This is a genomic window from Pleurocapsa sp. FMAR1, assembly GCF_963665995.1.
Taxonomy (GTDB): domain Bacteria; phylum Cyanobacteriota; class Cyanobacteriia; order Cyanobacteriales; family Xenococcaceae; genus Waterburya.
In genome coordinates, this window is sequence record NZ_OY762512.1 from 1236500 (window position 1) to 1256048 (window position 19549).

Consider the following 19549-nt stretch of genomic DNA (forward strand, 5'->3'; position numbering starts at 1 on the left):
TGAGTAACTTTGAGTAACTTGTTTTTTTTGTTGAACTTGTTACCTTTATAAAAGCTTTACATACCTTTCACAGTGACTTCATAACTTCTGCTGTGTAGATCTCGATCACAATTGAAGATTGAGCGCGAGAGATGGCGAGGAAACCTCGCCATCTCTAATCGCGCTGTTGAGGTGAGTTTTTGATGCTCTCTAATCCTTGTTTTACGTGAATCTTATCAGGCTGCTCGTTTGAAAAATTTTGAGAAAAAAATGTTTATTCGTTGAATTTGACCAGCGTTCTACGAGCGATCGCTCTAGTCTCTAACTTATGATATTGCTCGGCTTGAGACATTTTAAAATGTAATAATTCGGTTTGAGAAAGACAGTATATTTGCTGGGGTCTAACTGGGATAAATTCCATTGCCTTAATAATCTCTTGGGCGACTGCTTTGGCTAGCAGAGGCGGAACAGAATTACCAATCTGCCGAAAGCCATGCCATTTAGTAGCATGAAGCATAAACCAATCAGGATAGGAATGCAGCCGTGCAGCCTCTCTAACGGTAATACAACGGGGGGTAAGGGGATGAATGGGGCGAGGAGAAGTAAACGCACCATGATTGCTAGCCGTACCTGCCCTCAAGGTTGTACACAGACCGTTTAAATCTAGACGATGAAAATGACTAATGCGATCGCTTGTTCCCGGAATAGTTGCCGCAAACCTGGCAATAGTTTGGTTGGTGTGTTTGGTACGGCGACTACAGGTTAAAAGTTCGGGTTTACATTCACGCTTCTTGCTCAACCAAGGGGACGCTGGAGCGTCCCGACAGCTTCGCTGGCGAATCGGCGAAGCCGATTGCCGCAGGTAGCTCAACGGGGATTCCCCGCGCAACGCTTCTTCGCGCTGATAAGCGTAATCATCGTCAACTAAGGTTAGATTACGCAATTTACTAGCATATTCACTAGGTTGACCATAATCGGCTATTACCCAATCTCGTAGCTCTAATTCTGGATAATTATTAGCTTCTGGAAGATCGCCAATAGCATCTTGTACGGTTGGAGTAGGTGGCAAACCCCGATATTTTTCTTGAAGCGATGGCTGCACAACGCTTCGCGTTGAGTACAGCGCATCCGCGCCATCGTCTGCGGAGCACAAAGGCGTGAGCCGCATGTCTGGCAAAGCTTTGCTTTGCGTTCCAGCGACGCTCTGGGCTGTACCCAGCCCTGCGGGGTGACCCCCAAGACCGCCTCGCTTCGCTTTTGCTTTTAAAGAAGAATCTAGGGCTTTTTGAATTAAAGGTTGGGTTAAAGGTTGAGGATAATTTGGTAAGGTAAAACCCTGCCGACAGCCAAGGAGAAATAATCGACGACGATTTTGCGGGACTCCATAATGGGCAGCATTTAAAACCTGATAGTTTTCAGTGACTTGATAGCCATAACTTTTAAACTCTTCAATTATGGTCTGGAGAATTTTTTGATGTTTGCCGATGGTAATTCCCCGCACATTTTCCATTACAAAAAATTTAGGATTTAAATCCAAAACCAGCCGCAGGAAATGAGACACTAAGGAATTGCGATCGTCGTCAAAGTTCCGTTTTCCCATCATGGAAAAGCCTTGACAGGGAGGGCCTCCAAAGACTACATCAATATCGCGATCGCCAATTGTTGATAATTCTCTAATTTCTCTGCCAGTGATTTCAGTAACGCTTTTGCAAATGGTCGTCCAAAAAGGAAAATTATATTCGTGGACGCTGGCATGAATTGGATCTAATTCTACTGCTGCTAAAACATCAAATCCAGCTTGTTCAAAACCGAGGGTCATTCCTCCCGCGCCAGCGAATAAATCTACAGCTATTGGTCGTTGATCATTAGTAGCCATTGCTTACCTCTGGAGGGATCTTTAGGGCCTAGTTTGATTAGCCAAGAAATTTGCTCTATTTTCTCCGCTCAATCTAAGATTTTAGTCTGATTAACCTCAAATTGTGTAGATATAGCAATATCAACTGTGCTTAAGACAATATGAATCGTCAGGGCGATACTGGATTTATCTCGCTCTTAATTTATGAGATGATTAAAGGTTATTAACAGATTGTAAAGACAAAGGAGCTAGAGTATGGCAGATATTCAATTTGCTAAAGGCGTAACTGAGAAGGTAGTCCCCAATATTAAGGTTACTCGTTCTACAACAGGAAATACTGGTACGGCTACCTTTTATTTTGAAGATCCTCAAATTTTGCGCAAGGAAAGCACTGAGGAGATTACAGGTATGTATCTGATTGATGATGAAGGAGAAATTGTCAGTCGCGAAGTAAAAGGTAAATTTATTAATGGTGAAGCTAGAGGAATAGAAGCCGTTTTGATTATGAAATCAGAAGAGGAGTTTGAGCGTTTTGTTCGCTTTATGGACAAGTATGCTGAAGAAAACGGACTAGGATTGGATAAACAGTAATTTATTCAAAATTTTAGCTGAAAAAGTCCAAATAATTGCTACAAACTGGGAAACTTTCGTTAGTAAGGCGAAATTTCCCTTGATTATTTTCAAGTCTATTGCGCTTAATACGCCATGATTCCTCATCCCGATCCTGAGAATATAACTTTAAATTGTGCCGTGATTACGGTAAGCGATACTCGCACTAAAGAAACTGACAAAAGTGGTCAGCTAATCCAGCAACTGTTAACAGATGCTGGTCATAAAATAGCAATTTACGCCATTGTTAAAGATGAGCCTGAAGATCTAGATGATTGGCTCAATAAGTTAGATACTAATTCAGAGTTGAAGGTAATTATCTTTAGTGGCGGTACGGGAATTGCACCTAGAGATACAACTTATGATGTAGTCACTGACTGGTTAGATAAGCCAATTCCTGGTTTTGGTGAGATATTTCGCTATCTAAGCTATCAAGAAATTGGCTCTAGAGCGATCGCATCCCGTGCCGTGGCAGGTGTTAAAAATCAAAAGCTAGTCTTTTCGTTGCCTGGATCTGCAAATGCTGTAAAACTCGCAGTTAGCCAACTTATCTTGCCAGAACTAAATCATTTAGTGAGGCAAATTCAGGGCAAAAAATAGTTTAATTTTGAGTTTTGAGGCAATCTAACAATATAATCTACGGATTTAAACCAAATTGCGATCGCTCAATACCTCATAACCATCTTTGGTGACTAATACGGTATGCTCAAACTGAGCCGATAAATTATTATCTACGGTAACTACTGTCCAGCGATCGCGTAATGTCCGAGTATGTTTAGAACCAGCGTTGAGTATGGGTTCTATTGCTAATGTCATTCCTGCTTTTAATTTAACGTTGGGCATCCGCTTAGTACGATGATTAAATACGGACGGTGCTTCGTGCAGATTTTTGCCTACACCATGTCCTGTATATTCTTCTACCACACTATAGCCATTAGCTTTTACATGGTCTTCTACCGCCCCTGCAATATCTAATAGATGATTACCTGCTTTTACCTGTTCGATTCCTTTATATAAAGCTTCCTCAGCAACTTTGATTAACTTTATAGCATCTTTAGAAACTTTGCCGACGGCAATAGTAATGCAGGAGTCGCCATGAAAGCCATCGCAATAAGCACCCGTATCTACTTTTAAGACATCTCCGCGACGAATTACTTTTTTATGGTTGGGAATACCGTGTACCACTTCGTTGTTAACGCTAGCGCAAATCGAAGCAGGGAAGCCATAATAACCTTTGAAGCTTGGGGTTGCGCCCATCTCACGGATACGTTTTTCGGCATATTCATCTAAATCAGCAGTCGTCATTCCAGGCTTAGTCATCGCTTCGATTTCAGCCAGGACTGTTGCTACAATCCTGGCTGAACGTCGCATTTTCTCTATTTCAGGTTCAGATTTAATCTGAATCCCACGCGGGTTGCGATTTAGTACAGGAAGTCCATTTGATGTAGTTGTCTCTCGATCAGAGCTTTTTTTAGATTTAGGAAAGAGAAGATTAGTAATAATATTCATTAAATAGCTTTTTTATATATCTTTAAAAAGTATATCGCTTGAGAGCAACTATTAATCAGTAATCAATTATGTATGTTCTCGGTATGCTGCATAAACTCCCTGAACGTTATACCAGTTGAGAAAAATGCGGGCTACCTGTTCGGCAAGTTGAGGTTGTCCACGGCTAATTAGCCATTGTAATAAAGGTTCAAGAGTACGTTCATTTAACTTTCCGCCTAATGATAATACTGCCCAAAGAAGACGATGTAAAAACGTCATTTGAATCATCATTTTGACATCCAAAGTTGGATGTTTTTGATAGAAAACAACTCCCATTTTTCCTCTTTGAATTTCTTGTTCTATCATTTGAGGAATTTGTTCTAAACTAAAGGCAGGATGCCAATGATAACCAACAGCTTCGGGACACTTTATTAATTTTAGATTTAGTTTTTTCAAACGCACTCCAAGCTCTAAATCTTCCCAGCCATAGAGTTTAAAACCAGTATCAAATAAGCCTGCTTCTGACAACCATTTACGAGCGATCGCAACATTACCTGTAGCGAAATAGGCTGCGGAAAAATCAGTTATTTTATAAGGTTCAGAAGTAGGATTTTCAAAGTTATTAGTATTAATTACTGCACCATAGGTAAACAGGCGATCGCTTTTAATTTCTTGTTTACCTTTGACTAAAGCATTTGCGTGGGACTGAAGAAAACTATTGGTAACTACTAAATCACTATCGATAAAAACTATAGTGTCCCCCTGCGCCTTTTTGACCCCTAAATTTCTTGCTGCTGCTGCTCCTTGATGATTTTGCTCAAATATTTTAACATGAGGAAATTGAGCTTTATTTTCTGTTAACCAACTCAATGTTTTATCCGTTGAACCATCATCAACTAAAACTATTTCATAACCATCAATTTTATTATCAGTAAGCTCCTGTTTTTCTAAAGCTACAAGGCTTTTTTGCAGAATCGGTAAACGATTATATGTGGGAATTACTACACTGATATACATTAATAAGTAGGTTAGGCAAAATAAAGTTAACTATGACGATAAGAGGTCAGAGAAAGTATAGTACACGTAATAATGTTTAGCATGAGTAGGTTTGATTATGTCGAACTACTTAAGACCAAACTAAGTTTACCTAAAATAACTTAAATCATCTTCTCTAATAACATTTTAATTGTGGGTGCATCTTTACTGTCTGGAAAAATTTTTAGGAAATACTCTAAATCCACAACTGCTTCATGCCAACGATTCATCTGGTAATATAGCAAACCGCGATCGCGTATTTCTAGAGCATTTTCGGGAAATAAATTTAAGATGCCACTTATGATAGCTAAAGCTTTATCTAAATTCTGCTGACGCAAGTAGATAAATTTTAAATTATTGAGCATTCGCGCAAGTATGTGTTTATTGCTCACGGGAATAAGTAAACTAGGGTCTAATTTAGCTTGTTGATAAATTTGGTTCAGCTTTGCCTGACAGTCTTGTTTAAATAAAATTTCTCCCCGATTAAAAGCGTCCACAAAAATTCCTGCGTTTTCAAATTGAGGACGAATCAAAAAATGCCCAGGCATACCAATTCCTACCATCGGAAAATCTAGCCGTTTAGCAATTGCTAAATAAACTACCGATAGGGTTATAGGGATTCCTGTTTTTAGCTCTATTACTCGATTTAAAAAGCTATTGTCTGGATTATAATAATCTTGACTGTTCCCTTGGAATTTCAAACAATCAAAAAGATGATAATTGATTGTTTGAATAACTTTAAGCGGATAAAGTTTTGCTGGTAACTGAGGCTTTATCTCTGAAGCGATCGCATCTAAAACATTTAAATATTTTTGAACATCTAAATCTGGATATTCTACTTGAGCATAATAAAGTGAAGCTTTAGCTAAGTCTATCTGCTCGTCTGGCTGGTTAATTTCTTGATAAAAATTATGCCACAATAGTTGATTCTCCATGAGGCTGATTTTAGTTTTTTTGTTTATTTAAAATATCTTAGTATTTTTCGGTATTCACGAATAGATGTAGGCGATTTTAAATATTAAGGCACAAGTAATACAGCGAGCGCCCTATATCCTAACTGTTGTTATCTATGGTTGAATAAATAGTGTTGTTCTCAAACAATGTTTAAATACTTTTCCTCATGGCTATTTCTAATCCTAGTTTAAATTTGCATAGTGAACCCCATAAACGCTCGCTTTCCCTCGATCATCAGAGTTTGAGTCAAATACTAAGCCAGCAAGAAAATATTCTAATTATTCAAGATCTTGATGGTGTCTGCATGGGTTTGGTTAAAGATCCTCTGACGCGAAGGATGGAGATTAAATATTTAGAAGCAGCTAAGTCTCTAGGCGATCGCTTTTTTGTTTTAACTAACGGTGAACATATCGGCAAACGAGGCGTTAACGGCATCATTGAAAAAGCCTTTGACAATTTAAATCAAATCAAAGAGCAAGGCTTATATCTACAGGGTTTAGCTGGAGGTGGGGTACAGTGGCAAGACTGTTTTGGTAATGTTTCGCATCCTGGAGTCAGCGATGAGGAAATGGCTTTTTTGGAGGCAGTACCACAAAAAATGGCAGATTCTTTGAGAGCATTGATTACACAGCCTCAATATGGCTTAAATCAGATGCAGATTGAGGAATGTATTCAAGCAGCAGTATTAGATAATAAAGTTTCCCCCTCAGCCAACTTAAACACCTTTCACGAAACCTTTAGCCAGTCTCCTGAACTATACGCTGAGTTGCAGCAAGAGGCAAAATCTTTGATGGATAGGCTACTTCAAGAAGCACAACAAGGTTTAGCAGATTCCTTTTTTGTACATTATGCTCCCAATTTGGGTAGGGATGCTGAAGGCAAAGAAATTATGCAGCCATCTCAGGGTCAAAATTCGGGAACAACAGACTTTCAGTTTATGCTACGGGGAGCAATTAAAGAAGTGGGAGTTTTGGTAATTCTCAATCATTACTACTTCTTGCAAACAGGTAGCTATCCTCTAGGTAAAGATTTTAATGCTCGACAAGCTCCTAGACAACATCAAGCGCTACTAAAGCTAGTTAAAGATAATTTCGATCCTGTTATCATGCCTACCATTGTCGGAGTTGGGGACACGGTAACAAGTAAGGCAGTAGAAAATGAAAATAAGCTGGAATTTAAACGAGGTGGAAGCGATCGCGGATTTCTCGAATTGATTCAAGAATTGGGTAAAGAATTTAAAACCAACAACATTGTAATTTACGTAGACAGTAGCGGGGGAGAAGTCAAAAATCGCCAAGCACTTAAGTTAGATCGCTCTAATACTCAAGAAATTAAAGTTATCCAAGGCCCTGGAGATCCTAGAGATGTAGAAGATCCTCTAACTTTGAATATCGTCTTTCCTGGAGGGTATCAAGAATATGTTGATTTTTTCTGTCAAACAGCTAAACAAAGAAAATTGGCTTAATAGTCAGAAGTTAGGAGTTCTAATGTTCATTATTAAGCTTAAGTGAATATATGGAAAAATGTTCTATTGAAGCATCTTTGATAAAGACTATCAGACATTTATTATTGACGCTACTTTCTGCCTCAAGATCTATTTGATATTTTTTTTTATTTTCAAATTAAGCATCTTAAACCAAAAATTTTGCTTTGGTATATAAACAACTGGATGATGTAGCGTTAGCTCTTGCTCGTTTTCTGGCTGATAATTGGCTATATCTATGTCATTGTAAATATCGGTTTTTAATAATAATAAATTGACTACTATGACTCCATCCCCCCAAAAACTGTGGCTTTTGAAAGCATACTCTTTTAAAAAAAACTTATTATTAATTACAAAACTTTTATTTTTTCGTTTACTTACAGACGAGCTATGAGCCATGGGACATTTGCCCTAAAATGGGTCTAAAGATATTTATTAACCTAATAATTTATTGCCCTATAACGTTGCATAATCTCATCTGATTAAAATCGCCCATAAGAAATGAATACAGCTTTCAATAACCTTAAATAGCCATTAGTAAGGCTCAGAAACATGATCTTGCTATCGAGATTAACAAAAAAACTAGCTGATGACTAGAGTAATAATCTTGAAAAATTATTGCGAGTCATAAGTTAAATATGCAAAATTAATTAGAAAATAGTTTGGGTAAGTAGTAAATACTAAGGCAGAGTAACAAATAAAACTAAATTATAGTTTTTGGAGTTGTGTAATTATCTACGTCTATTTACTTAAAAAGATCGGTAATAACTTTTTCAATTGACCTTTCTACTCCTTTCTGAACACCATTTACCATTATTCTTTCTATCCCAGAAGATTTTTTGACTGGTTGTTGATCGGATGAAGTAGATCTTTCTGTCTGAGTTATTTTCTCGCCAACAAACAAAAAGCTGATATCGCTTTCTCGATGATCCTGACTAGTGATGTTGTTTTTATAGCTTCCTGTATAAAATTTTTGTCCTTCAAGCAATTCTATGGTTACTTCTCCTCCTTCTTGGGCGACAATCATCCCTGAATGAACGGCGGTAGTGCAGATGTCTGAATTAACTGTGTAAATATTTGTTCCCCAGATAGGAGAATAAATTAGGTCTTCTGATGCAGCCTGACAATAAAAGGTGTATCTTTTGCCAATATTATCAGCCTTATCTAATCCCATACTGCTCAATCTACTACTCCAGCCAATTTCAGGAACTTCAGTATTTTGAGCATTGACTGGTTTTAAAGAAGTTAGGTCTATGGCGATCGCAATACCAGTAACAATAAATTTTAAGCTGTTAATTTTAAAGGTTTTCATAGAGCAATTTTACTGAAGTTATATTCAGTTTTTTGATTTTAAAAAATTTTTATTAGTATTAATCTAAAAAAGATTAATCTGAAATCTAAGCAAATTTAATAGCCTCTTATAATTAAAAACATCGAAGTTTTATATTTATTATTAACATCAATAAAAATTTCTTTGTCAGTGATATTTAGCACTTACTAGCACGATCCAAAATCACAGTTACTCGATCGATTGCTTGTCTAATTTTTTGGCTCGATTGCTCAGAATTATTGAGCAAAATACTAAAAACTATAGTTTTACCTTCAGATGTAGTTAAATATCCTGATAACGTGTCAACTCCTGTTAAAGTGCCAGTTTTGCCAATTAAATTATTTTTGATAGCAGTATCTATAAAGCGGTTTTTTAAAGTGCCGTTGACTCCAGCAATTGCTAAAGAGCGACGAAAAGTTTGATTATCTTTAGAGCGAGACATTAATCTTAATACTGTGACCAATGCTTTAGGAGTAACCAAATTTTGACGAGACAAACCAGAGGCATCTAGCAAAACATAATCCTCTGAGTTTATACCTAAATTATTCAAGCTTTTATTGATAGCTTCAATCGGAGTTTTTACATTTAATTCTTTAGCTAGAACACGAGCTAAAACTTCAGCAAATAAATTATTACTTTCTTGATTAGTTTTGGCTATAATTTGCTGCATTGGTGGAGAAGCAATTGCCATTAATTCAGTTTCTAATTTATTGCGATTGGGTTTGTCGATTACTATTCCTTGGGTAACTTTAATGTCAGATTGAGCTAAATAAAGACGCAGTGATTCTAAAAAATAGTTATCAGGATCGACTATGGCTAAATCCCAAACGTCCGCAGGTTCATTAACGGCTAGCTTTCCCCTAATTTGTAAAGTAGGTTTTCCTAAATCTCCATCAATTTCTATCTCATAAGGAATATTTAAAGCCCCAGTTATCGCCTCATTAATTACCTGCCATTGTCTAGCGGCGATCGCATCACTCCAATAAAATTTAACGGGCTGTCCTATCTGCTGCGGTAACAAGATCAGAGTAACCGTATTTTGATTGAGAATCGTACTATTTACCGCCGTGGCAAAGTAACTATGGACATCTAACCATTCCCAAGTAGGGTTAATTATCGGTGGCTCAAAATAGCTATCATCGATTATTAATTTTTCGATCCGTTTGATTTTTAAGACCTGTAACTGATGTACTATATGTTTTAGGCTTTGGCTCGATATAGTGGGATCTCCTTGTCCTTTTAGGCGCAGAGAAGTCAAATTTGGTGGATGACCCACAGCATAGATAGGAGTACGAAATCGATAGTCTGCACCTAATGCCGAAAGTACAGCAGCAGTCGTTAAAAGTTTGGCACTAGAGGCGGGGGTAAAAAACTTATCTCCATTCAGGCTGTATAAAGACTCCCCATCAAGGGTTTGGACTTCAATTCCCCAACGCGATCGCCTAAACTCCGAACGGTTAATAACATTCTCAATAGCGGTAGATAAATCTTGGTGACAAAGCCTGGGAGCATCGTCAGCTATATTGTTCTCGACACTTGACTTAAAATCTTTATCCTGTGCCAGAGTTTCTTGATTAATTGTTGAGCTACCAAACAGCAGAAACAGTAAACTAAAAAACCTCAACCACTCAAAAACTAATTTCATTGGCGACAATAATGAGACAGAGTTGAAAAATAAAATAGACAAGCTTGAAACTAGAAGCTAATCAAGCAATATATAACCTTTTCAAATAAAAAAAACAAAATTGATTTAGTAACGAGAGCTATCTAATACTGGATAATCTATGAGACATACATCAAGTTATCTTTAATGCTTCTCGGCTAAATTCTACTATGCCATCTCCATCTATAAAAAACTGTATTGTCTCCGTTTTAGAGTTATTCGAGCTAGATCTATTTAGTAGTTGTGCCGATTTATACAGCGATTTGCATCTAAATAGGGGACAATAAAGTGTTATAAAAATAGGTAACAAATGAAGCCTTATTCTGTAGATTTACGAGAGAAGATAGTTAGTGCGATCGAGAAAGGTGATAGCTCGGTGAGAAAAGTTGCGCTACGCTTCGGTGTGAGCAAAAACTGTGTCCAAAGATTGATTACTCAGAAGCGGACAAAAGGGCATATCCTGCCAGGGAAGCAGGGCGGGTCGATGGTAAGTCCTGTTCGGAAATATAAAGCCGAGCTGATAGCCATCTTTAAAAAACAGACTGATGCGACTTTAGCAGAATACTGTGAGCTACTTTTTGATGAGACGGGACTATGGGTAAGTCAAAGTACGATGTGTCGGACATTTCAGAGATTAAAATTACCACTCAAAAAAAACACTTCGCTCCAGCCAAGCAATTCGTGAGCGCGTCCAGCTTCTAAGAGCAGAGTATTGGGCAAAAGTTAAAAATGTAGATCCCCAAAACCTCGTGTTTTTAGATGAAATGGGTGTTTTACTCGGATTGATGAGAACTCATGCTCGCGCTGCACGGGCGTGAGAGAGCCTATGACTACAAACCGTTTGCTCGAGGTAGCAAGGTAAGTGTTATCGGCGCAATCAGCGAGTCTAAAATACTAGCAGTAATGACGCTTAATGATTCAATGGCTGCGGCTGCGTTTGAGGTTTATGTTTCTAGGTGTTTAGTGCCTCAGCTATGGAAAGGAGCAGTGGTGGTGATGGACAATTTGCCTGCACATAAAGTAGAAGCTATTGCACCTTTAATTGAAGCAGTGGTCGCGAAGATTTTGTACCTGTCTCCATACTCTCCCGAATTTAATCCAATTGAACATTGGTGGTCACAACTCAAGGCTTTCCTGAGACAATTTTCTCCCAGGACTTCCAAAAGGGTCGATATGCTGATTAAAATAGCGATGGATTTAATTAATCCTAAACATTTGCGTAACTGGTTCGCTCACTGCTGCTACTGTCCCTCTTAAACCTGCAAACCGCTGTAACGAAGCTAAGAGTGTAGAAGCGATCGCTAACTTAGCAGGAAAACAGAGAACGACAGTATTAAGATGGCTAAGTAGTTATAGGAAAGGAATGAATGCTCTACTAATAAGAGGAAAAAGTACTGGTAGAAGCAGAAAGCTTAATGACGAGATTGAGCGATTGTGGAAAGAAATCAAAAAGCATCTTAAATGGGAACTATTCGATAATCTCGATCGCCTCAGACAAAAGCGATCGAGAGTATAATCGCATCTTACTTCCTCCACGATCGCATTTATTACAGGACGAGACCTTATTCTAGACTCTTTATTTGTAGCAAACGTTTAAGTAATTCAGCTAAAATTGAGCAATGGTTACGCAGCCGAAACCCGATTAGTTAGATTATTCAGCTTTTCTTCTAATACTGCTTGGTCAACTAAGCCAGGAATCCGCTCTACTACTTCCCCTTGGTCAAAAATGAGAATTGTGGGAATAGCTTGTATTTGATAATTAGTGGCGATCTCTTCATTGTCATCAACATTGGCTTTGCCTACTATGACTTTTCCTGACCATGTTTCTGCAATGTTAGCCACAATAGGATTCATTACCCTACAAGGACCACACCATACAGCCCAAAAATCGACTAAAACTGGTATGTCACTATTAGTTACTTCAGCAACAAAATTATCTGGGGTTAAATCGATATACTTTACTTGCTTGGACATAATTCTCTCCGATTAAACTTTTTGTTGACTGGTAAGGTTATTGTTAATCCGATCGAGGACAGTAATAATTTCGGTGGGATTAAGTCTTTGGGTATAGTCTGCATGGGCGAAACTGTAGACAACTGTGCCGTCAGCAGCTACTACGTAGGTGGCAGGAAGGGGTAACTCAAAAGTAGAGTCCCCATTATAAGCAGAGATATCGATGCCGAAGTTGTCATAAATTGGTCTTAATGATTCAGGTAGAGTAAATACTAAGCCGAATTGTTTGGCTAGTAAGTTGCCGCGATCGCTCAAAACTTCAAAGGATAATTTGTTTTTTTCTTGAGTAGTAAGAGAGTTATCAGGGGTTTCTGGAGAAATTGCGACTAAAGTTGCGCCTCTTGCCTCTATTTCTGGTAAGGCTTGTTCTAAGGCGCGTAATTCAAGATTGCAATAAGGACACCAGCCACCACGATAAAAAGTAATAACTAATGCACCCTTAGCCAAGAGTGAATCTAGGGTGATTTCTTTACTCACTGCATTGGGTAAGCTGAAGTTAGGAACTTTTTGTCCCTTACTTAGACTTTGTTCGGCGATTTTGGTGTTAATTAAGTCTGTGGTAGCTTGTGCCATCATTGCTTTGATTGATTCTGGTTGATTGGCACTAAATTCGGCTTTGAAGTTATTTATTTCTTGAGTCAGATTCATAATCATCTCCTGTTTTTGAATGAACGTTCCAATATTGTGTAAAAAAAGTCAGAGCATTTTTTTGGAGTAATAGAATAGCTAAGATTTAATCCAGTACTGAGAGAATGACATCAACAATGTTGTTTAGAGTTCGCCGATCGCGGTTAACTTTGCCGATTACCCTTAAGCCTTGCAAACTAGAGGTGAGATATTGCGCCATGCTAACTAAATCGCGATCGCTTTTTATTTCTCCTTTAGCCTGCGCTTTACTGAGTGCCTGTTGAAAAGCACCAGCTATTTGACTAAAGTGAGTATCAACTCTGGCTTTAGCTTCAGCATCATGAGGACAAAGTTCGACAGCAGTATTAGTCATCAAACAACCATAGCAATTTTGCTCTTTTGCCATTCCTACTACCAAATCTCGAAATAAATTGGTAATAGTTTGTTTTGCTGCGTCGGGAGTCATAAGAGATGAGATCGTACTTTTAACTACCGTTGCTTCGTAATGAGCGATCGCAGCTAAAAATAATGAGCGTTTATCCCCAAAAGTGTCATAAAGACTACCTCGGTTAATGCCCATAGTTGAAACTAAAGTTTGTATTGATGTCCCTTCGTAACCGTTACGCAAGAATGTGTACATTGCTTTGCTTAACACTTCGTCTTTGTCAAACTCTTTGGTTCTTGCCATCGCCTCCCAATTTTAACTCTTGGAGATACTATAACATATTTTAGAATGATCGTTCCAAAATAATCATTCTTCTAATTTCAGAAGATACAGCGATCGCTTAAGAATATGGTGTAGATAATATTACTAATATTGCTCAACTGTATATTTAATCAATTCATCGCGCACAAGAAACGGGTGGTTTTGAGCTAGCACTATTGATAGAGTAAAAAAGTTACAACCTGGGCTTGGAGTACAAGAGTAAAAATGCAGGTATCTATAAAATACGAAGATTGCCAGAGAATTGCCAAAGCGATCGCCTCTATTCGTCAACATCACCTGAGTCAGCCCGCTCTTTTCACTGTGGCACAACACATTGGAAAGAGCGAATACCATTTTCAAAAATTATTTACTCAATGGGCTGGTATTAGCCCCAAACGTTTTTTGCAGTATCTAAACCTCGAATATGCTAAATCAAAAATCAACCAGACCAAAAAGCTTATTAGATTTGACATTAGATGTCGGGTTATCTAGTCCAGGTCGATTACACGATCTATTTGTGAACTTAGAAGCAATGTCTCCTGGTAAATACAAAACAGGTGGAATAGGTTTGCAAATTCATTATGGTGTTCACGACACCCCGTTTGGTAAATCTTTAATTGCCACAACTACTCGTGGTGTTTGCAATCTTCATTTCTTAGATCTGGCTAATAAGCAAACGCCTGAACAAATCCTACGACAGTCTTGGTCAAATGCCGAAATCATTCATAACCAAAACGCTACTCAAGCCTTATGCGATCGCATTTTCCATTTAGCAAACTTGCAAGAGCAAAAATCACTAACGCTTTTAGTCAAGGGAACTAATTTTCAGATTCAAGTTTGGCGTGCGCTTTTGCAAGTACCATTTGCAGAAATTACAACTTATCAAACCATTGCTGAAATGATCGGTCGCCCTACTGCTAGCAGAGCGGTAGGCAATGCTGTGGGAAAAAACCCTATAGGCTATCTCATTCCTTGTCATAGGGTGATTCGAGGCTCTAGAGAACTCGGTGGCTATCGTTGGGGAGCAGAGCGTAAAACTGCCATTTTAGGTTGGGAAGCCAGCCGTAAAATTGATCGAGAATAAAATCATGAAAGTTTTAGATATTATTGAGCTTCTTCTGTTAGCTGCGTTAAGAACTAGACTTATTCTAGTGCTAGTAAACCGTCAAGTCTTAATAAAAAAAGATGGAAGAACTATTGTCTATACAGATAAACCTTTAGAGGCTAACCATTCCTGGTTATACAGACGAGATTGATATCTTGCTCCACCATCACATAGTACCGTAACTATAGTATGACCAGGACCCATTTGTTTTGCTAAAGCTAAGGCTGCACCGACATTAATCCCCACAGAACCGCCCATAAATAAGCCTTCTTTATTGAGTAGCTGATAGATAACGCGGACACATTCTTGGTCGTTAACCTGAAGCGCATCATCAATGGGCGCACCTTCCATATTGCCTGTAATGCGACTATTGCCAATTCCTTCGGTAATCGAATTTCCTTCAGGATTAATTTCTCCTGTTTTGATGTGGCTATAAAGACCGCTACCCATAGGATCGGCAACTACACAACGAACATTAGGGTTTTGCTCTTTAAGATACATAGATACCCCAGCATAAGTTCCCCCCGTACCAGTAGCAGCAACCCAAGCATCAATTTTGCCGTCGGTTTGCGACCAAATTTCTGCCCCTGTAGTTTCATAATGTGCCTGACGATTAGCTAAATTCTCAAACTGATTAGCCCAGATAGCATTTTCCATCTCGGCTGCTACACGCCCTGATACTTTGACGTAATTATTAGGATTTTTATAAGGAACTGCCGGGACAAGACGCACATCTGCACCAAGAGTTTTCAGGGTATCAATTTTCTCTTGAGACTGAGTTTCAGGAATGATAATTAGACATTTATAACCTTTGGCATTACAAATATGCGCCAGACCAATTCCCGTATTACCTGCTGTTCCTTCAACTACAGTTCCCCCAGGTTTGAGTAGTCCTTTTTTTTCCGCATCTTCAATAATATAAAGAGCAGCACGATCTTTTACTGAACCACCAGGATTAAGAAACTCTGCTTTACCTAGTATTTCGCAGCCTGTTTCTTCACTAAAGCTGTTGAGCCGAATTAACGGAGTATTGCCCACCGTGGCGAGAAAACCATTTTTGATATCCATATTTATAAAAACTATACTGAATCCACCCTTTAGTCTTTACATTACCTGAATTTTGCTGGTAGTTGATTGTTAATTGCTAATGTCTTGATGTCCTTCGGCGATTAATTTGGGCTTGATGTACAAGTTTTCCAAAAGTACGCCCATTCCTGCTATCCAAGGTGGAACAATTAGCGCACCAATAATTCCTAGAACCTGTGCGCCACCAAGGACTGCCAGCAATTGATATAAGGGAGAAACTTTTACAGAGTTGCCGACGAGTAGAGGATCTAAAATATAGGTTTCTAAATTCTGGACAATGGCAAACAATAAGAGTACCCAAACAAAAGTTAATCCTCCTTGGGAAGTGGCGACGATTAGAGCGGGAATTGCACCTAAGATTGGACCAAAAAAGGGAATAAGGTTAGTAAATCCAGCAATTACGCCTAAACCCAAAGCTAGATCTGATAAGCCTAAAAATCTGAGACTAACGCTAATTACTACACCCAAAATTCCCGAAACTAAAATCCGTCCCTGAATATAATTTCCCATGCGTTTGCCCACTGGCTGAATCTGTTCTGCTAAACGTTGATTCCAAGGTCTGGGAAAGAGATTGATAATATCTTTTATTAGTTGTTTGGAAGCAGATAGCATATACGCTGAAAGCAGCAAAGCCAAAAAAGCACTAAGCACACTGCCAATAATTCCCCTCGTAACGCTGTAGGAGCGAACTACTAACTGCTGACTAGAACGAATTGCCCAAGAGATTAATCCCTGCACATCTAATAGCTGATTAATGATATCTGGTGCGCCTGTACCGTTCAAGCCCAAACGCAGAATTAAATCTGATAAAAGCGATCGCACTGTCTCTAAATATACAGGAAGTCTACCAATCAAGCTTTGGATTTGTTCTACTACCGTCGGTCCAATAATTAAACCAAAACCCGTCAAAGTACCGATTAACGCTGCATAAACTAGCAAAATTGCTAAAAATCGGGGCAATCCTAATTTTTGCGTTGTCTCAACTATGGGAGCTAAGGTAGCAGCTATGACTACGGCAATCATTAATACTACGATTAAACTTCGCAACTGCCATAAAAGAATCAGCAGCAAAGGAAGAGTAACTAGCAGGATAATATTAGTCAGAGAAATAGAAATCGGTCTGTTGGTCATGGGAGAGCCACAAGCTATAAGCCTTAAGCTATTAATAGATTTGAATTATTTAAATTGTTTTACAGCTAATAATTTTGTAGTTAAAAACTAAAAACTATTGAATAACTATTTAGACTAAGGCTAACTCAATTGTTTCTCCAGATTGAGGATCGATCGCTTTAGTAGCAAGATTGTTTTGTTGCAAAAGTTGCTTAAACTCTTCTATCGTGCCGTCTGCTTTCAGTAGTGTCTTAATCAAGCCTTGAACATCAACATCGCCTCCAGCAGCAGTAGCTAAAATCACCTGTGGTTTTAAGCGTTTACACACCTGCAAAGCTGTCTCCTGCCCTTTGATTACCGGTCCTACCAAAGGTAACTTAAGGTTAATAAGAGGAGTGATAATTACATCGATAGGTGCTGCTTCACTCAAAGAATCAGAATGATTGCCGTGAGGTTCGTAATAAATATTTTTGCCCGATTCTAAGCCTTTTATAATATACCCATTTTCAACCAGTGTAGGACCGACGGGTGAACCTGGAACAGCAAGAATTTCTGCCTGTTCTCCTAGCTTAAAGCTTTCTCCATGGTCTAGGGAAGTGACGTTAGTATAGCCTAATTCTTTGACTACCTTGGCTGCATTAGGAGATGCTACAACAGGAAGATTATGATCTAATTTTTTGAGAGTAGGGGGATGAGCATGATCTTCTAGTCCCTGGGAAAGAAGAATTAGATCTATATTTTCAGGAATTGGCTGAGGATTATTTTTTTTGCTTTTAAACAACCAAGCTTGATTGCCGAAAACTAAATCTCCTACCAGCCAGGGGTCGAGGAGAATTCTTTTACTATCAATTTCTATCAGCCAGGAATTGCTATCTAAATAAGTAAGATTCATATCAGCTATTTACTATACACCTTACCTATTATTGTAAAGATTTGTTTCGCAATTAGGAGAAATTAATTCCCTAATATATTTCTAGGAAGCCATGTTTTTATTGGTCAGGGTTTAGCGTAAAATATTTTGGTGTTCAGAAATATCTATTTAAAGCTAGTACAGTTTTTAAGTAAAGTTCAAGACAAACTAGAAAACCTTCCTTAACGAAAAGTTAAAATGGTCATAACTTCTAATATGTAAGATTAATTCTAGGAAAAATCAGTAGCAGATAGATATAAATATTTATTCAAATTTTAGAGCAAGATAGATTTTATGATTTATGATCAACAGACTGCTAGTCAAACAGAGACGGTTTTACAGGCAGAAAATGTAAATGTATACTACGGTGATTTTTTAGCCGTCAAGGGTATTTATTTAGATATTCCCAAAAATCGAGTTACTGCTTTTATTGGTCCTTCTGGATGTGGTAAAAGTACGCTGTTACGCTGTTACAATCGCCTCAACGATTTAATTCCTATTTTTCGCTTAGAAGGACTGATAACCTATTACAATCAAAACCTATACGGTAAAGATATCGATCCCGTGCAGGTGCGACGCAAGGTAGGGATGGTTTTTCAAAGACCAAATCCTTTTCCAAAATCAATTTATGACAATATTGCTTTTGGAGCTAAAATTAATGGCTACAAAGGTGATATGGATGAGCTTGTAGAGCGATCGCTTAGAAGCGCAGCACTTTGGGATGAAGTAAAAGATAAGCTCAGACAAAGTGGTTTAGCTCTTAGTGGTGGACAACAGCAAAGATTGTGTATTGCCAGAGCTATAGCGCTAAAGCCTGATGTCGTCTTGATGGATGAACCCTGTTCTGCCCTAGACCCTATTTCTACCTTAAAAGTAGAAGAGTTAATTCATCGGTTGAAAGAAGATTACACCATTGTTATCGTTACTCACAATATGCAGCAGGCATCGAGAGTAGCAGATTATACAGGATTTTTTAATGTTACTGAAGTTGAAGGGGGAAATCGCCAGGGCTATCTAGCAGAATTTGCGCCAACAGAGCAAATTTTCCAAAATCCTCAAGAAGAAGCAACTCAGCAATATGTAAGCGGTCGTTTTGGTTGATTTTTAGCAGATAACTTACTTAAGAAAGACGAGGTGGAGTCGATTTCTTGATAATATAGGTTCAACCTGGGATTGTTAAAATAAAATTATGTTTTCTAAAAAATACTTATCTCGTATACTTGCTTTAGTTCTAGTAGTTGCTATTAGCTTAGTCGGCTGTGGTTCTAACCCCTCTGGATTGTCGGGAAACTTTACTGAAGATACCGTGGCGGTGTTAGATAATCTGCGGATGGCAATAGATCTTCCAGATGATGCTTCTAACAAGAAAGAAGTAGTTAGCCTCGCCCGCACGCAAATCAGTGATTATGTTTCTCGCTATCGTCGTAATTCTAAAACTTCGGGATTGCGCTCTTTTACTACGATGCAAACCGCATCAAATGCGATCGCTGGCTATTATAGCTCTTACGGCAATCGTCCTGTACCAGACAAGCTTAAAAAACGTCTAACTCAAGAGTTTAGACAAGTAGAAATTTCTTTAAAACGAGGCGTATAAGT

21 protein-coding genes and 1 pseudogene are annotated in these 19549 nt (G+C 38.4%); 9 read left to right on the plus strand and 13 right to left on the minus strand.

Annotation, left to right across the window (positions count from 1 at the left end):
* Positions 1 to 253: 253 nt before the first annotated feature.
* Complete coding sequence (locus tag SLP02_RS06035; protein WP_319419751.1) at positions 254 to 1855, minus strand: DNA cytosine methyltransferase; 1602 nt, start codon at positions 1853 to 1855, stop codon at positions 254 to 256.
* A 234-nt stretch (positions 1856 to 2089) separates the two neighbouring features.
* Here SLP02_RS06035 and psb28 point away from each other — a divergent pair, with 234 nt between their 5' ends.
* Complete coding sequence (gene psb28 / locus SLP02_RS06040; RefSeq protein WP_319419752.1) at positions 2090 to 2425, plus strand: photosystem II reaction center protein Psb28; 336 nt, start codon at positions 2090 to 2092, stop codon at positions 2423 to 2425.
* A 114-nt stretch (positions 2426 to 2539) separates the two neighbouring features.
* Entirely contained in the window at positions 2540 to 3043 is a 504-nt protein-coding gene (locus SLP02_RS06045) for a MogA/MoaB family molybdenum cofactor biosynthesis protein (protein WP_319419753.1), read from the plus strand.
* Positions 3044 to 3088: 45 nt separating this feature from the next.
* Here SLP02_RS06045 and map read toward each other — a convergent pair whose 3' ends face one another.
* From map to SLP02_RS06060, 3 genes are all read right to left on the minus strand, one after another.
* Positions 3089 to 3952, minus strand: coding sequence for a type I methionyl aminopeptidase (map, locus tag SLP02_RS06050; RefSeq protein ID WP_319419754.1), 864 nt, complete (start codon positions 3950 to 3952; stop codon positions 3089 to 3091).
* A gap of 66 nt (positions 3953 to 4018) precedes the next feature.
* Positions 4019 to 4948 carry a glycosyltransferase family 2 protein gene (locus SLP02_RS06055; RefSeq protein ID WP_319419755.1) on the minus strand — a complete coding sequence of 310 codons (930 nt, stop codon included), beginning with the start codon at positions 4946 to 4948 and terminating at the stop codon, positions 4019 to 4021.
* Between the two features lie 140 nt (positions 4949 to 5088).
* Positions 5089 to 5901 carry a SirB1 family protein gene (locus tag SLP02_RS06060; protein ID WP_319419756.1) on the minus strand — a complete coding sequence of 271 codons (813 nt, stop codon included), beginning with the start codon at positions 5899 to 5901 and terminating at the stop codon, positions 5089 to 5091.
* Positions 5902 to 6086: 185 nt separating this feature from the next.
* On the opposite strand from SLP02_RS06060, the gene stpA reads away from it, so the two are divergent.
* Positions 6087 to 7385, plus strand: a complete 1299-nt coding sequence (stpA, locus tag SLP02_RS06065) for a glucosylglycerol 3-phosphatase (protein WP_319419757.1) — start codon at positions 6087 to 6089, stop codon at positions 7383 to 7385.
* Positions 7386 to 7514: 129 nt separating this feature from the next.
* Here the strand turns inward: stpA and SLP02_RS06070 are convergent, their stop codons facing one another.
* From SLP02_RS06070 to dacB, 3 genes are all read right to left on the minus strand, one after another.
* Positions 7515 to 7802 carry a hypothetical protein gene (locus SLP02_RS06070; RefSeq protein ID WP_319419758.1) on the minus strand — a complete coding sequence of 96 codons (288 nt, stop codon included), beginning with the start codon at positions 7800 to 7802 and terminating at the stop codon, positions 7515 to 7517.
* A 346-nt stretch (positions 7803 to 8148) separates the two neighbouring features.
* Positions 8149 to 8715 carry an LCCL domain-containing protein gene (locus SLP02_RS06075; protein ID WP_319419759.1) on the minus strand — a complete coding sequence of 189 codons (567 nt, stop codon included), beginning with the start codon at positions 8713 to 8715 and terminating at the stop codon, positions 8149 to 8151.
* Between the two features lie 175 nt (positions 8716 to 8890).
* On the minus strand, positions 8891 to 10378 hold the full coding sequence (gene dacB, locus SLP02_RS06080) for a D-alanyl-D-alanine carboxypeptidase/D-alanyl-D-alanine endopeptidase (protein ID WP_319419760.1): 1488 nt from the start codon (positions 10376 to 10378) through the stop codon (positions 8891 to 8893).
* A 328-nt stretch (positions 10379 to 10706) separates the two neighbouring features.
* Between dacB and SLP02_RS06085 the strand changes: the two genes are divergently transcribed.
* From SLP02_RS06085 to SLP02_RS06095, 3 genes are all read left to right on the plus strand, one after another.
* The gene (locus SLP02_RS06085; RefSeq protein ID WP_319419761.1) at positions 10707 to 11081 is read left to right on the plus strand and encodes a helix-turn-helix domain-containing protein; all 375 of its coding nucleotides are present in this window, start codon (positions 10707 to 10709) and stop codon (positions 11079 to 11081) included.
* Between the two features lie 110 nt (positions 11082 to 11191).
* Positions 11192 to 11653 (plus strand): transposase, encoded by a 462-nt coding sequence (locus SLP02_RS06090; protein WP_319419762.1) that lies wholly within the window; start codon positions 11192 to 11194, stop codon positions 11651 to 11653.
* A gap of 106 nt (positions 11654 to 11759) precedes the next feature.
* A complete protein-coding gene (locus tag SLP02_RS06095; protein WP_319419763.1) occupies positions 11760 to 11912 on the plus strand; it encodes a hypothetical protein in 153 nt (50 codons plus the stop codon).
* Positions 11913 to 12019: 107 nt separating this feature from the next.
* On the opposite strand, the gene trxA is transcribed toward SLP02_RS06095, so the two are convergent.
* From trxA to SLP02_RS06110, 3 genes are all read right to left on the minus strand, one after another.
* On the minus strand, positions 12020 to 12370 hold the full coding sequence (gene trxA, locus SLP02_RS06100) for a thioredoxin (RefSeq protein WP_319419764.1): 351 nt from the start codon (positions 12368 to 12370) through the stop codon (positions 12020 to 12022).
* A gap of 12 nt (positions 12371 to 12382) precedes the next feature.
* Positions 12383 to 13057 carry a peroxiredoxin-like family protein gene (locus tag SLP02_RS06105; protein WP_319419765.1) on the minus strand — a complete coding sequence of 225 codons (675 nt, stop codon included), beginning with the start codon at positions 13055 to 13057 and terminating at the stop codon, positions 12383 to 12385.
* An 85-nt stretch (positions 13058 to 13142) separates the two neighbouring features.
* Entirely contained in the window at positions 13143 to 13724 is a 582-nt protein-coding gene (locus SLP02_RS06110; RefSeq protein WP_319419766.1) for a TetR/AcrR family transcriptional regulator, read from the minus strand.
* 243 nt (positions 13725 to 13967) lie between these two features.
* Here SLP02_RS06110 and SLP02_RS06120 point away from each other — a divergent pair.
* Positions 13968 to 14826, plus strand: a pseudogene (locus SLP02_RS06120) (methylated-DNA--[protein]-cysteine S-methyltransferase).
* A 117-nt stretch (positions 14827 to 14943) separates the two neighbouring features.
* Here the strand turns inward: SLP02_RS06120 and SLP02_RS06125 are convergent.
* The 3 genes from SLP02_RS06125 to SLP02_RS06135 all read right to left on the minus strand — a co-directional run bounded on the left by SLP02_RS06125 (position 14944) and on the right by SLP02_RS06135 (position 17935).
* The gene (locus tag SLP02_RS06125; protein ID WP_319419769.1) at positions 14944 to 15915 is read right to left on the minus strand and encodes a cysteine synthase A; all 972 of its coding nucleotides are present in this window, start codon (positions 15913 to 15915) and stop codon (positions 14944 to 14946) included.
* Between the two features lie 69 nt (positions 15916 to 15984).
* The gene (locus SLP02_RS06130; RefSeq protein ID WP_319419770.1) at positions 15985 to 17064 is read right to left on the minus strand and encodes an AI-2E family transporter; all 1080 of its coding nucleotides are present in this window, start codon (positions 17062 to 17064) and stop codon (positions 15985 to 15987) included.
* Between the two features lie 109 nt (positions 17065 to 17173).
* On the minus strand, positions 17174 to 17935 hold the full coding sequence (locus tag SLP02_RS06135) for an MBL fold metallo-hydrolase (protein WP_319419771.1): 762 nt from the start codon (positions 17933 to 17935) through the stop codon (positions 17174 to 17176).
* Between the two features lie 312 nt (positions 17936 to 18247).
* On the opposite strand from SLP02_RS06135, the gene pstB reads away from it, so the two are divergent.
* Positions 18248 to 19054, plus strand: a complete 807-nt coding sequence (gene pstB / locus SLP02_RS06140; protein WP_319419772.1) for a phosphate ABC transporter ATP-binding protein PstB — start codon at positions 18248 to 18250, stop codon at positions 19052 to 19054.
* 88 nt (positions 19055 to 19142) lie between these two features.
* Positions 19143 to 19547 (plus strand): photosystem II protein Psb27, encoded by a 405-nt coding sequence (psb27, locus tag SLP02_RS06145; protein ID WP_319419773.1) that lies wholly within the window; start codon positions 19143 to 19145, stop codon positions 19545 to 19547.
* Positions 19548 to 19549: the final 2 nt, after the last annotated feature.

Excerpts from the sequence above, each read along its gene's own strand:
- SLP02_RS06035 (WP_319419751.1), bottom strand. The coding sequence starts at position 1,855 with ATGGCTACTAATGATCAACGACCAATAGCTGTAGATTTATTCGCTGGC.
- psb28 (WP_319419752.1), top strand. The coding sequence starts at position 2,090 with ATGGCAGATATTCAATTTGCTAAAGGCGTAACTGAGAAGGTAGTCCCC.
- SLP02_RS06045 (WP_319419753.1), top strand. The coding sequence starts at position 2,540 with ATGATTCCTCATCCCGATCCTGAGAATATAACTTTAAATTGTGCCGTG.
- map (WP_319419754.1), bottom strand. The coding sequence starts at position 3,952 with ATGAATATTATTACTAATCTTCTCTTTCCTAAATCTAAAAAAAGCTCT.
- SLP02_RS06055 (WP_319419755.1), bottom strand. The coding sequence starts at position 4,948 with ATGTATATCAGTGTAGTAATTCCCACATATAATCGTTTACCGATTCTG.
- SLP02_RS06060 (WP_319419756.1), bottom strand. The coding sequence starts at position 5,901 with ATGGAGAATCAACTATTGTGGCATAATTTTTATCAAGAAATTAACCAG.
- stpA (WP_319419757.1), top strand. The coding sequence starts at position 6,087 with ATGGCTATTTCTAATCCTAGTTTAAATTTGCATAGTGAACCCCATAAA.
- SLP02_RS06070 (WP_319419758.1), bottom strand. The coding sequence starts at position 7,802 with ATGGCTCATAGCTCGTCTGTAAGTAAACGAAAAAATAAAAGTTTTGTA.
- SLP02_RS06075 (WP_319419759.1), bottom strand. The coding sequence starts at position 8,715 with ATGAAAACCTTTAAAATTAACAGCTTAAAATTTATTGTTACTGGTATT.
- dacB (WP_319419760.1), bottom strand. The coding sequence starts at position 10,378 with ATGAAATTAGTTTTTGAGTGGTTGAGGTTTTTTAGTTTACTGTTTCTG.
- SLP02_RS06085 (WP_319419761.1), top strand. The coding sequence starts at position 10,707 with ATGAAGCCTTATTCTGTAGATTTACGAGAGAAGATAGTTAGTGCGATC.
- SLP02_RS06090 (WP_319419762.1), top strand. The coding sequence starts at position 11,192 with ATGCTCGCGCTGCACGGGCGTGAGAGAGCCTATGACTACAAACCGTTT.
- SLP02_RS06095 (WP_319419763.1), top strand. The coding sequence starts at position 11,760 with ATGAATGCTCTACTAATAAGAGGAAAAAGTACTGGTAGAAGCAGAAAG.
- trxA (WP_319419764.1), bottom strand. The coding sequence starts at position 12,370 with ATGTCCAAGCAAGTAAAGTATATCGATTTAACCCCAGATAATTTTGTT.
- SLP02_RS06105 (WP_319419765.1), bottom strand. The coding sequence starts at position 13,057 with ATGAATCTGACTCAAGAAATAAATAACTTCAAAGCCGAATTTAGTGCC.
- SLP02_RS06110 (WP_319419766.1), bottom strand. The coding sequence starts at position 13,724 with ATGGCAAGAACCAAAGAGTTTGACAAAGACGAAGTGTTAAGCAAAGCA.
- SLP02_RS06125 (WP_319419769.1), bottom strand. The coding sequence starts at position 15,915 with ATGGATATCAAAAATGGTTTTCTCGCCACGGTGGGCAATACTCCGTTA.
- SLP02_RS06130 (WP_319419770.1), bottom strand. The coding sequence starts at position 17,064 with ATGACCAACAGACCGATTTCTATTTCTCTGACTAATATTATCCTGCTA.
- SLP02_RS06135 (WP_319419771.1), bottom strand. The coding sequence starts at position 17,935 with ATGAATCTTACTTATTTAGATAGCAATTCCTGGCTGATAGAAATTGAT.
- pstB (WP_319419772.1), top strand. The coding sequence starts at position 18,248 with ATGATTTATGATCAACAGACTGCTAGTCAAACAGAGACGGTTTTACAG.
- psb27 (WP_319419773.1), top strand. The coding sequence starts at position 19,143 with ATGTTTTCTAAAAAATACTTATCTCGTATACTTGCTTTAGTTCTAGTA.